The sequence below is a fragment of the Brevirhabdus pacifica genome, assembly GCF_002797755.1.
Classification (GTDB): Bacteria; Pseudomonadota; Alphaproteobacteria; order Rhodobacterales; family Rhodobacteraceae; genus Brevirhabdus; species Brevirhabdus pacifica.
In genome coordinates this window covers 1,844,492-1,856,784 of the sequence record NZ_PGFI01000011.1, presented here as the reverse complement: position 1 = coordinate 1,856,784, position 12,293 = coordinate 1,844,492, and the positions used below count along the sequence as shown (strand labels likewise).

The 12,293-nt window shown below is 63.1% G+C and carries 9 protein-coding genes; 7 read left to right on the top strand and 2 right to left on the bottom strand.

Annotated features, from left to right (window positions below; all coding sequences use genetic code 11):
• Window positions 1–12: 12 nt before the first annotated feature.
• The 4 genes from CLV77_RS08970 to CLV77_RS16335 all read left to right on the top strand — a co-directional run bounded on the left by CLV77_RS08970 (window position 13) and on the right by CLV77_RS16335 (window position 2,932).
• Window positions 13–672 (top strand): 5-formyltetrahydrofolate cyclo-ligase, encoded by a 660-nt coding sequence (locus tag CLV77_RS08970; protein WP_083707947.1) that lies wholly within the window; start codon window positions 13–15, stop codon window positions 670–672.
• Entirely contained in the window at window positions 669–1,874 is a 1,206-nt protein-coding gene (locus tag CLV77_RS08965; protein WP_076980858.1) for an NnrS family protein, read from the top strand. The genes CLV77_RS08970 and CLV77_RS08965 overlap by 4 nt, the downstream gene beginning before the upstream one ends.
• Window positions 1,875–1,945: 71 nt before the next feature.
• Window positions 1,946–2,554 (top strand): NnrU family protein, encoded by a 609-nt coding sequence (locus CLV77_RS08960; RefSeq protein ID WP_425319785.1) that lies wholly within the window; start codon window positions 1,946–1,948, stop codon window positions 2,552–2,554.
• A gap of 81 nt (window positions 2,555–2,635) precedes the next feature.
• The gene (locus tag CLV77_RS16335) at window positions 2,636–2,932 is read left to right on the top strand and encodes a DUF6455 family protein (protein WP_143815086.1); all 297 of its coding nucleotides are present in this window, start codon (window positions 2,636–2,638) and stop codon (window positions 2,930–2,932) included.
• Between the two features lie 24 nt (window positions 2,933–2,956).
• Here CLV77_RS16335 and CLV77_RS08955 read toward each other — a convergent pair whose 3' ends face one another.
• Together CLV77_RS08955 and CLV77_RS08950 are read right to left on the bottom strand one after the other, a co-directional pair.
• Window positions 2,957–3,268, bottom strand: a complete 312-nt coding sequence (locus tag CLV77_RS08955) for a carboxymuconolactone decarboxylase family protein (RefSeq protein ID WP_076980860.1) — start codon at window positions 3,266–3,268, stop codon at window positions 2,957–2,959.
• Window positions 3,269–3,279: 11 nt separating this feature from the next.
• The gene (locus tag CLV77_RS08950) at window positions 3,280–3,978 is read right to left on the bottom strand and encodes a cyclic nucleotide-binding domain-containing protein (RefSeq protein WP_076980861.1); all 699 of its coding nucleotides are present in this window, start codon (window positions 3,976–3,978) and stop codon (window positions 3,280–3,282) included.
• 255 nt (window positions 3,979–4,233) lie between these two features.
• Between CLV77_RS08950 and CLV77_RS08945 the strand changes: the two genes are divergently transcribed.
• The 3 genes from CLV77_RS08945 to narH all read left to right on the top strand — a co-directional run bounded on the left by CLV77_RS08945 (window position 4,234) and on the right by narH (window position 12,291).
• A complete protein-coding gene (locus CLV77_RS08945) occupies window positions 4,234–6,957 on the top strand; it encodes a nitrate/nitrite transporter (RefSeq protein ID WP_076980862.1) in 2,724 nt (907 codons plus the stop codon).
• Window positions 6,958–7,021: 64 nt separating this feature from the next.
• Complete coding sequence (locus tag CLV77_RS08940) at window positions 7,022–10,768, top strand: nitrate reductase subunit alpha (RefSeq protein WP_076980863.1); 3,747 nt, start codon at window positions 7,022–7,024, stop codon at window positions 10,766–10,768.
• Complete coding sequence (gene narH / locus CLV77_RS08935; protein ID WP_076980864.1) at window positions 10,765–12,291, top strand: nitrate reductase subunit beta; 1,527 nt, start codon at window positions 10,765–10,767, stop codon at window positions 12,289–12,291. The genes CLV77_RS08940 and narH overlap by 4 nt, the downstream gene beginning before the upstream one ends.
• The last annotated feature ends 2 nt before the right edge of the window (window positions 12,292–12,293 follow it).

Here is a 12,293-nt window from a genome sequence, read left to right as displayed (position 1 = left end):
TCGCCGCCTTGCATGGCTGGAGAGGTCGATCCCGCGTATTTCGACCCGCTTGGCGTTGATCCCGGGCAGGCGCGCGATGTGGCGCGCTGGCGCCGGGCGGAACGGGTACGGCTGGCCGGGCTAAGGAAGGGCCTGGGCCAGGCCGGGCGGGCGCAGGTTTCGGACAGAATCGCGGGGCATCTGGGGAGGGTGCTTGCGACGCGTGGCGTGGGACGCGGATGCGTCCTGTCCGGCTACTGGCCGATCAAGGGGGAACCCGACCTGCGCCCGACCTTGACCGATCTGCACTGCGCGGGCGTCACCGTCGCCTTGCCAGTGGTCGAGACGCGCGCCGCGCCACTGGTGTTTCGCCGCTGGACACCCGAGACCAAGCTGGGGCGCGGCGACTGGAACATCCCCGTTCCCCCGCCCGATGCCGATATGCTGGTGCCCGATTTCGCGCTCGCGCCCTGCCTGGGGTGGACCGACGACTGTTATCGGTTGGGCTGGGGTGGGGGCTATTTCGATCGGACGCTGGCCGCGCTGACACCACGCCCCATCACCATCGGCATCGCGCTGAACGCCGCCCGCCTGCCGACGATCTTTCCGCAACCCCATGACATCCCGCTCGACCTGATCCTGACCGAGGACGGCGTCGCGGCAACAAGGCCGGACTCAAGGACACACAGATGACCACCACAACCGAACAGATGCGCGCCTGGACCGGACCCGCGATCCTGACCTTCGGGTTCCGCCCGTTCTTCTTCGGCGCGGCGGTCTGGGCAGCGCTGGCGATGGCACTTTGGGTGCCGATGCTGTCGGGGCACCTGACGTTGCCCACCGCTTTCGACCCCGTGTCATGGCACGCGCATGAATTCCTGTTCGGTTATCTGGGCGCCGTCATCGCGGGGTTCCTACTGACCGCGGTGCCAAACTGGACGGGGCGCTTGCCGATCGTTGGCTGGCGTCTCGGGATGCTCGCGGGCCTTTGGCTGGCAGGGCGTGTGGCGGTTGCGGTCTCGGGCAGCGTTCCTGCGCTGCCAGTTGCCATGGTCGATCTCGTGTTTCCGGTTGTCTTTGCGCTTCTGATCGCGCGCGAGATCGTGGCGGGCAAGAACTGGCGCAACCTGATCGTGCTGGCGATGCTGGGGGCCTTCATCATCGGCAATGCACTTTTCCACTGGGAGGCGGCAAAGGTCGATTACGCGGCCCAAGGCTATGGCCTGCGGCTAGGCCTCGGCGCGGGCATCATGATGATCGCCGTCATCGGCGGCCGCATAGTGCCGTCCTTCACCCGCAACTGGCTGGTGAAACGGCGCAGCGCCGTCCTGCCCGTGGCGCCGATGCAGTCCTTCGACAAGGTGGCGCTCGCGGCTCTTCTAGTGGCGCTTTTGCTGTGGGTTGCGCTGCCTCTCGGGACGCTGACCGGGCTGGCCCTTGCGCTTGCAAGCGTGTTGCATGCCCTGCGATTGGCCCGTTGGGCCGGGCACCGGACCTTTGCCGAGCCTTTGGTGACGGTGCTGCACGCGGGCTATGCCTTCGTTCCGTTGGGAGCCTTGGCACTGGCCGCGGAAATCTTGGCTCCGGGGTCCTTCGGGATGGCGGGCGCGCAGCATTTCTGGATGGCAGGCGCGATCGGTTTGATGACGCTGGCTGTGATGACTCGCGCGACGCTGGGCCATACCGGGCAGGCGCTGACGGCGGGGGCGGGCACGGTCGCGATCTATCTGGCCTTGATCCTGTCCGTCTTTACGCGGGTCACGGGCGGCGTATTCCCCGAGTTCTCCGGCCCGTTGCACATGGTGGCCGGGCTGTCGTGGATCGTCGCCTTCGGGGGCTTTGCCGTCGTCTATGGTGCGCTTTTGCTGCGCCTGCCCGCCGCCAAGCGGGTCTGAGGCGCGCATCGATGGGATGGTTCGAGTTCGCCTTGGCCCATGTCGTGTTCTTCTTGTCGCATTCCTTGCCCGTGCGACCGCCACTGCGGCCTTGGCTTCAGGCGCGGCTTGGAGCATCCGGTTTCACACTGGCCTATTCCGCCCTGTCGTTCGCGGTGCTGGCGTGGCTGATCGCGGCGGCAGGCCGCGCGCCGCATGTGATCCTGTGGGACTGGGCACCATGGCAGGCCCATATCCCACTGGTCGTCATGGGGCCTGTCTGCCTGATCCTTGCGTTGTCGTTCGCGCGGCCCAACCCGTTCTCTTTCGGTGGCGCCCGCAACGACCGGTTCGACCCCTCACGGCCCGGCATCGTCCGGTTGTCGCGTCACCCGCTGCTTCTGGCGCTGGCGCTTTGGGCGTCGGCCCATGTCGTGCCGAACGGGGATCTGGCCCATGTGATCCTGTTCGGAACCTTCGCCGCCTTCGCGCTCCTCGGCGGTCGCCTGTTCGACCGGCGCAAGCGCCGCGAAATGGGGCCAGAGTGGCAGCGGATGCGTGATCGGGTGTTGGACGGGCCGTTCCTCTGCCTGCCTGTCTCGTGGCAACGTCTCGCGACCCGAATTGCGATTGGAATTGGCCTTTATGTTGCGTTGCTGTGGCTCCACCCATGGCTTTTCGGCGTCGACCCACTTGCATGAAGTTGTCGGCTACGCTGCGGAACGAGGCGACAAGCGATGCCGACTATGGTATGAATTCAAGGATAAACTTGGAGGCGCGTCGTGCTGAAATTGGACAGCGATACTCTCACCATTGAAGCCTTCGAAAAAAGAATGCGGTTGCGTCGGCGCATGTTTGCAAAAAGCGGAGTGAGCTTGGCGGCTTTGCATGCAGCGCAGGATTTGGAAAGCGTCGCGCGACACAGTGTCGAAACCTGCGTTTCCTGCAATGCGGACGAGACTTGCGGACGTTGGCTCGACAAGACCGCAGACGGTGGCAAGCCGCCGGGGTTTTGCCCCAACCATCGACTGATCGAAGACCTGCAAAAGGAAGAGCGGTTGCGTCCCAAGGCCCGGTGACAGACCGCCCAGCCGAACGGAGTTCTAATCCTCGATATCTTCGATCCAGGTCTTCGCGGCGACGGCACGGGGCAGGCCAAGCGGGCCGATGGCCAGCATCGCGACTTGTATAATCGCCTCAGCCTCTATCCCGTCCGCCTTGGCCCGGCGGGTATGCGAGTGGACAGCGCCTTCGGATCCCGCGCCAATTGCCAGCGCGAGTTTGACGAGGCGCTTCTCGCGGTCCGTCAGCGGGCCGCAATCGGCGGTCGCCTTGCCCAAGGCGGCGTAGGCTTTCCAGACACTGGGATATTCCTCGGCGAGGTCTCCGGCGGCGCCAGGCATGGATTTTGTCATCTGTCAGTCCCTCAGGTTGAAAAGTCATCAATCAGTGGATTTGGTTTCGCAAAGCGCTCAAGGTCCGCCTGATTGTCGATGGAGATGCGCGTGCCGGTCACGGTAACGCCATAGGGTTGCAGGCCCTTGAAGGCGCGGCTGAGATTTTCAGGGGTCATCCCCAGCACCGAGGCCAGGCGCCGCTTCTCGAAATCCAATTCGAACGCGGCCCCGCCGCCGGCGTGCCTTTGTTGCCTGAGCAGGTAATTCGCAAGTCGCTCGAGCGACGTTCGGAGTTTCAGATCCTTCTGCGCCTTTATGACCGAGCGATAGCACTGTGCCAGTTCCGTGACGATCGCTCGGGCAAAGTTGCTGTCGACGTCGAAGATCGCGCGCACGTCCTGACTGGGGATCAGCGCGATCCGGCTTTTCTCCAGCGTTCGGGCCGACATCAGGTAGGGCGCATCCTTGATCGTCGCGGCAAGAATGAAGGTCGAGATCGGGCGGACAGTCGCCATGCTGGTCTCGCGACCGTTCCATGACGAAAACAGATCGACCGAGCCCGAAATGACGATATGAAGAAAATCGCTCGGTTCTCCTTCAGTGATCAGTTCGATCTGCGCAGGGAAATTCTGCACATAGGCGCCACGCATCAAGGATGTGAAATTATCATCCGCCATATGCGTAAAGAGATCGAGCTTTCGAATATCCCGGTATTCGGAATCGGGCATGTCGGTCCCCCTTCAACTTTGCGCGCTTAACAAATGTCATCAAATCAATTGATATATGTCAACCCTTCGGTTGACCCTCGCGACCGCAGCCTTGATCTGCGCCCGCGCACCAGATGACATATTTCTGTAAGTCATTTATTTCGTTATATTTTCCCGGCTTTGTGATCTAGATCAAGTCACGAGCGTCGCTGCAGCGTCAGGTCTGGCACTGATCCCCTCGCAGGGGTGAATGACTTATTTTGCCGGAGACCCGCCATGCAGACCGTTGCAACAGCCTCACGCGCCGATCAGACGCGCGCTTTGAGCCTGAGCACGATCGCCTTTACCGCCTGCTTCGCGGTCTGGACGATCTTTTCCATCATCGGTGTCGCCATCAAGGCCGAGCTTGGCCTGAACGACACCCAGTTCGGCCTGCTGGTCGCCACCCCGATCCTGACCGGATCGGTCACCCGCCTGTTTCTCGGCGTCTGGACCGAGAAATACGGCGGGCGGCTGGTGTTCTCGAGCCAGATGATCCTGACGGCGCTGGCTACATGGGCGCTGACCCTGGCCGACAGCTACATCATGTATCTGATCGCGGCCCTCGGCATCGGCCTCGCGGGCGGATCGTTCATCATCGGCGTGGCCTATGTCAGCCGCTGGTATGACGCAGGCCACCAAGGGACCGCGCTCGGTATCTTCGGTGCGGGTAACGTGGGCGCAGCGGTTACCAAATTCGTCGCTCCCTTCGTCATGGTCGCCTATGGCTGGCATGGTGTGGCCTATGTCTGGGCAGCGGGGCTCGCCATAATCGGCGTTTTGTTCTTCCTTCTGGCCAAGGACGACCCCGAACTGGTCGAACGCCGCAAGACCGGCACCAAGGCACCTTCGCTGGCGCAGCAGTTCGCGCCGCTGAAGAACCTCCAGGTCTGGCGCTTCTCGCTCTACTATTTCTTCGTCTTCGGCGCCTTCGTGGCACTTGCGCTCTGGATGCCGCACTACCTGATCGACGTCTACGGCATCGACGTGCGCTTCGCGGGCATGGCGGCTGCGTCCTTCAGCCTCTCGGCTTCGCTGTTCCGCGCCTATGGCGGCGTGCTGTCGGACAAGTTCGGCGCGCGCAGGGTCATGTACTGGACCTTCGGCTTTTCCCTGCTGTTCCTGTTCATGCTGAGCTACCCACCGACGGACTACGTTATCCAGGGCAAGGACGGTGCCATCGCCTTCTCGACCCAGATGGGTCTGTGGCCTTTCATCGCGACGCTGTTCGCGCTGGGTTTCTTCATGAGCCTCGGCAAGGCGGCTGTCTTCAAGCACATCCCGGTTTATTACCCGGGCCACGTGGGCGCGGTCGGCGGGCTTGTCGGCATGATTGGGGGACTTGGCGGGTTCGTCCTTCCCATTGCCTTCGGTGCGCTGCTGGACCTGACGGGCATCTATACATCGTGTTTCGCGCTGCTCTTCGGACTGGTCGCCATCGCCCTGAGCTGGATGCACCTGTCGGTCCGGGCGATGGAGCGAGCGGCGCATGGCGAAGTCCTCGACCAGCTGCCGCAGCTGCCCGAGATGCAGGACATTCACCACCCCGAACGCACCGCCATGCCGCGCGTGCTGGAAGATTGGCGGCCCGAGGACGCGCAATTCTGGGCCGAAAAGGGCCGCGCCGTCGCACGCCGCAACCTCTGGATCTCGATCCCGGCGCTCCTGCTGGCCTTCTCGGTCTGGATGGTGTGGTCGGTGGTCGTGGCCCGTCTGCCCGCCATTGGGTTCGACTTCACCCCGGGACAGCTTTTCTGGCTGGCGGCCTTGCCCGGCCTTTCGGGCGCCACGCTCCGTATCTTCTACAGCTTCATGGTGCCGATCTTCGGCGGGCGGCTGTGGACGACGCTGTCGACCGCCTCGCTGCTTCTGCCCGCGATGGGCATCGGCTATGCGGTGCAAAACCCCGAGACCCCCTACCTGATCTTCCTCGTCCTGGCCCTTCTGTGCGGGTTCGGCGGCGGCAACTTTGCCTCGTCGATGGCCAATATCGGCTACTTCTTCCCGAAGGCCGAAAAGGGCAACGCGCTGGCGCTGAACGCGGGTCTTGGGAACCTCGGCGTCTCAGTCATGCAGTTCCTCGTGCCCATCGTCATCACGGCGGGCGTGTTCGGAGCGATCGGCGGTGAACCGGTGACGCTGTCGGACGGCGGACAACTTTGGATGCAGAACGCAGGCTTTGTCTGGGTGCCCTTCATCCTCGCGGCGACCATCGCGGCCTGGTTGGGCATGAACGACATCGCCGATGCGCGTGCGAGCTTCGCCGATCAAGCGGTGATCTTCGGACGCAAGCAGAACTGGTTGATGTGCATTCTCTACACCGGCACCTTCGGCAGCTTTATTGGTTATTCGGCGGGCTTCCCGCTGCTGACGCGGCTGGCCTTCCCGGATGTGAACGCGCTCAACTACGTGTTCCTTGGGCCGTTGGTCGGTGCGCTCAGCCGCGCCGGAACCGGCTGGATCTCGGACAAGTTCGGCGGTGGTCGCGTGACCTTCTGGACCTTCGCGCTGATGATCGTGGCCACCTTCGGCGTGATCACTTTCCTCGGACTTGGATCGTTCATCGGCTTCTTCGCCTGCTTCATGGCGTTGTTCTTCCTGACCGGTGTCGGCAATGCCTCCACCTTCCAGATGATCCCGGTGATCATGGGACGTGAAATCCCACGCCTGATGCCGCAGTTGGGCGTCGAGGAACGCAAGCGGCAGATCGCCATGGAATCCGGCGCGATCGTCGCCTTCACCTCGGCCATCGCAGCCTACGGCGCCTTCTTCATCCCCAAAGCCTACGGCACATCCATCGCGATGACCGGGTCGGCCGTGGGGGCGCTCTGGGCCTTCCTGATCTTCTACGTGATCTGCGTCGTCATCACCTGGGCGGTCTACACGCGCCCCGGCGGCCTTCTCCACGACATCGAGCGTGGTCGCACACCGCGGGGAACCGCGGCCCAGCCCGCTGAATGATCCAATTGAATTCCCGGGCGGCGCAGTTCGCCGCCCGCATCCAGACACCCGAAAGGACAGCCCAATGAGCCATCTGCTCGACAAACTGAACTTCTTCCAGAGCAAGGAACTGGAGCAATTCTCGGACGGTTGGGGTCAGACCACCCGCGAGAACCGCGACTGGGAGGACACCTACAGAAACCGCTGGCGGCACGACAAGATCGTCCGCTCGACCCACGGCGTGAACTGCACCGGGTCCTGTTCGTGGAAGATTTACGTCAAGTCCGGTATCGTCACCTGGGAGACGCAGCAGACCGATTATCCACGCACCCGGGCGGGGCTGCCCAACCACGAGCCGCGGGGTTGCGCGCGCGGCGCGTCCTACAGCTGGTATCTCTATTCCGCGAACCGGGTGAAGAATCCGCTGATCCGGGGCAGCCTGATGCGCGCCTGGCGCAAGATGCGCGAGACGATGACGCCGGTGGCAGCCTGGGCCGCGATCCAGAACGACCCGATCCTGCGTGCCTCCTATACCAAGACGCGCGGCAAGGGCGGCTTTGTCCGCGCGAGCTGGGACGAAGCGACCGAGATCGTCGCCGCTGCCAACGCCCATACCGCGAAAACCTGGGGGCCTGACCGGGTGTTCGGCTTCTCGCCGATCCCGGCCATGTCGATGGTCAGCTATGCCGCGGGCTCGCGCTATCTGTCCCTTCTGGGCGGCACCTGCATGTCGTTCTACGACTGGTATTGCGACCTGCCGCCTGCCTCGCCGCAGACCTGGGGTGAGCAGACAGATGTGCCAGAATCGGCCGACTGGTACAATGCCGGGTTCCTGATGCTCTGGGGCTCGAACGTGCCGCAGACCCGCACGCCCGACGCCCATTTCTACACCGAGGTGCGCTATCGCGGCACCAAATCCGCCGTGGTCAGCCCCGACTATTCCGAGGCCGCAAAGTTCGGCGATATCTGGCTGAATCCGCAGGCGGGCACCGACGCGGCGCTGGCGATGGCCATGGGCCACGTGATCCTGCGCGAATTCCACCTCGACCGGCAGGCCGAGTATTTCGAGGAGTATGCGCGCAAGTATACCGACATGCCGATGCTGGTGCGTCTGGAAGAGAAGAACGGCCACCTTGTACCGGGCCGGATGCTGCGCGCTGACGACTTCGACGGCAATCTGGGCGAGTCGAACAACCCCGACTGGAAGACCGTCGCCTACGACGAGGCATCGGGCAAGATCGTGGCGCCCAATGGATCCATCGGGTTCCGTTGGGGCGAAGAGGGCAAGTGGAATCTCGAAGAACAGGCGAAAGGTGCGGAAACCAAACTGCGCCTCAGCCAGATCCTTGACGAGGATCACGACGAGGTGGTTGGCGTCGACTTCCCCTATTTTGGTGGTGCTGCCACCGGCGATTTCGTCAAATGCGATCACCCCGAGGTGCTGACCCGGAACATTCCTGTGCGACGCGTGACACTGGCCGATGGCAAGGAGGTTCTCGTTGCCACCGTGTTCGACCTCTTCTGCGCCAATTACGGTCTCGACCGGGGCCTTGGCGGTGAGTGGGTGTCCAAGGACTTCAATGACGACAGCCCCTACACCCCGGCCTGGGCCGAGAAGATCACCGGCGTCGATCGCGAGAAGATCATCGCGGTCGCGCGGGAATTCGCGGGCAACGCCGAAAAGACCCATGGCAAGTCCATGGTCATCCTCGGGGCCGGTCTGAACCACTGGTACCACATGGACATGAACTATCGCGGCATCATCAACATGCTGGTGATGTGTGGCTGCATCGGCCAGGAGGGCGGGGGCTGGTCGCACTACGTGGGGCAGGAAAAGCTGCGCCCGCAGACCGGCTGGCAGCCGCTGGCCTTTGCGCTGGACTGGAACCGTCCGCCGCGGCACATGAACTCGACATCCTGCTGGTATGCCCATACCGACCAGTGGCGCTACGAGACCCTGCGGGCGGGCGAAATCCTGTCGCCCACGGCGCCCGAGGGCGATTGGGACATTTCCCTGATAGACTACAACATCCGGGCCGAGCGCATGGGGTGGCTGCCGTCCGCCCCGCAGCTCAAGACCAACCCGCTGGAGGTCTCGAAAGCTGCCAAGAAGGCGGGCAAGGAGATCAAGGACTACGTCGCCGAACAGCTGAAATCCGGCGATCTGGAAATGTCCTGCCAGGATCCGGACGCGCCGGAAAACTGGCCGCGCAACCTGTTCGTCTGGCGGTCGAACCTGCTCGGGTCTTCGGGCAAAGGACACGAGTATTTCCTCAAGCACCTCCTCGGCACCGATCACGGCGTGATGGGCAAGGACCTGGGCGAGGAAGGCGGCGTGATGCCGAAGGAGGCCGTCTGGCATGACGAGGCGCCGAAGGGCAAGCTCGACCTGCTGGTCTGCATCGACTTCCGCATGTCCACGACGGCGGTCTATTCCGACATCGTCCTGCCGACCGCCAGCTGGTACGAAAAGGACGACCTCAACACCTCGGACATGCACCCGTTCATCCACCCGCTGCAGGCGGCGGTGGACCCGGCCTACGAGTCGAAGTCGGATTGGGAGATATTCAAGTCGATCGCCCGCAAGTTCTCGGAAGTGGCACCAGAGGTGCTCGGCGTGGAAACGGACATCGTCCAGCTTCCGCTGCTGCACGACACCCCCGGCGAACTGGCGCAGGCCCATGTGAAGGACTGGAAGAAGGGCGAATGTGACCTGATCCCCGGCAAGACCGCGCCGAACTATATCGCGGTCGAGCGGGATTATCCCAACCTCTACAAGAAGTTCACCTCGGTCGGTCCGCTGCTGGAGAAACTCGGAAACGGCGGCAAGGGGATCACATGGGACACCAAGGTCGAGGTCGGCCATCTGCGCGACCTCAATGGCGTGGTGCAGGACGAGGGTGTCTCGAAGGGGCACGCGAAACTCGAAACGGCTATCGACGCGGCCGAGATGATCCTGATGCTGGCGCCCGAGACCAACGGCGAAGTGGCCGTGAAGGCGTGGGAGGAACTGGAAAAACCCACCGGTCGCCACCATGCCCACCTGGCCGAGGGCGCGCACCATACCAAGATCCGCTTCCGCGATATCGCGGCGCAACCGCGCAAGATTATCTCGTCGCCCACCTGGTCGGGGATCGAGAGCGAGGAGGTCTGCTACAACGCGGGCTACACCAACGTCCACGAACTGATCCCTTGGCGCACCCTGACGGGCCGCCAGCAACTGTATCAGGATCACGAATGGATGCGGGCCTTTGGCGAGGGCTTCGTCAGCTATCGCCCGCCGGTCGACCTCAAGACGATCACCGCGGCCGTCAACAACGACGCGGCCGAAGGCAGCCCGCATGTGGTGCTGAACTTCATCACGCCCCACCAGAAATGGGGCATCCATTCCACCTATACCGACAACCTGCTGATGCTGACGCTGAACAGGGGCGGACCGGTGGTCTGGATGTCCGAGGTGGACGCGCAGAAGGCGGGCCTCGTCGATAACGACTGGGTCGAGGCCTACAACACCAACGGCGCATTGACCGCGCGGGTGGTCGTCTCCCAGCGGATCAAGCAGGGGACGCTATTCATGTACCACGCGCAGGAAAAGATCGTGAACACCCCCGGTTCCGAAAAGACCGGCCATCGCGGGGGCATCCACAACTCGGTGACCCGCGCGACGCTCAAGCCCACGCACATGATCGGCGGCTACGCGCAGCTGTCCTACGGCTTCAACTACTACGGCACCGTGGGCAGCAACCGCGACGAGTTCGTGATCGTGCGGAAAATGAAGAAAATTGATTGGCTGGATCAGCCCGCAACCCGGAAAGTGGAGGCAGCGGAATGAGAGTTCGCGCACAAATAGGCAAGGTTCTGAACCTCGACAAATGCATTGGGTGTCACACCTGTTCGGTCACCTGCAAGAACGTGTGGACGACCCGCGAAGGCGTTGAATACGCGTGGTTCAACAACGTCGAGACCAAGCCCGGCACCGGCTATCCGACCGACTGGGAGAACCAGAAGCGCTGGAACGGCGGCTGGGCACGCTCGGCCAGCGGCAAGCTGCATCCCAAGCAGGGGTCGAAGTGGCGGATCCTGGCGAACATCTTCGCCAACCCGGCCATGCCCGAGATCGACGACTACTACGAGCCGTTCGATTTCGACTATGACCACCTGAAATCGGCGCCCGACATGAACGCGTTCCCCACCGCACGCCCCCGATCGAAGATCACCGGTGAGCGGATGGAGAAGATCGAGAAGGGTCCGAACTGGGAGGAAATTCTGGGCGGTGAATTCTCGAAGCGGTCGGCCGACTACAACTTCGAGAACGTGCAGAAGGAGATCTATGGAGAGTATGAAAACACCTTCATGATGTACCTGCCGCGGCTCTGCGAGCATTGCCTCAACCCCACCTGCTCGGCCTCCTGTCCCTCGGGTGCGATATACAAGCGCGAGGAGGACGGCATCGTCCTGATCGATCAGGAGAAATGCCGCGGCTGGCGGATGTGCATCTCGGGCTGCCCCTACAAGAAGGTCTATTACAACTGGGATACCGGCAAATCCGAGAAGTGCACCTTCTGCTATCCGCGGATTGAGTCCGGCCAGCCGACGGTCTGCTCGGAAACCTGCGTCGGACGCATCCGCTATCTGGGCGTGATCCTCTATGACGCCGACAAGATCGAGGCGGCGGCCAGCGCCGAGCGCGAGACCGATCTTTACGGTGCGCAACTGGATGTGTTTCTCGATCCGAACGACCCCGAGGTGATCGCCGCGGCCCGCCGCGACGGTGTGCCCGAGGACTGGATCGAGGCGGCCAAGGTCAGCCCGGTCTGGAAGATGGCGATGGACTGGAAGGTCGCCTTCCCGCTGCACCCGGAATACCGGACGCTGCCGATGGTCTGGTACATCCCGCCGCTGTCGCCGATCCAGAATGCCGCTCAGGCCGGACAGATCGCGATGAGCGACCAGATGCCTGACGTGCGGTCCCTGCGCATCCCCGTCAAATACCTCGCCAACATGCTGACGGCGGGGGACGAGGAGCCCATCGTGCACGCCCTCGAACGCATGTCCGCGATGCGGCTCTATATGCGGGCGCTCAGCGTGGATGGCGTGCGGGACGAGGCGATCGCCGCTCGTGTCGGCATGTCGGGCCGGGTGATCGAGGACATGTACAAGATCATGGCCATCGCCGACTACGAGGACCGTTTCGCGATCCCCACGGCGCACCGCGAACAGAATGAGCATGGCGCCGACATCCGCGGCGGCTGCGGCTTTACCGATGGCAACGGCTGTTCCACCGGCGAGGCCGGCAAGACCACCTTGTTCGGCGGCAAGAAAAAGAAATTCGCCCTTCCGCAGGAGACCTTCTGATG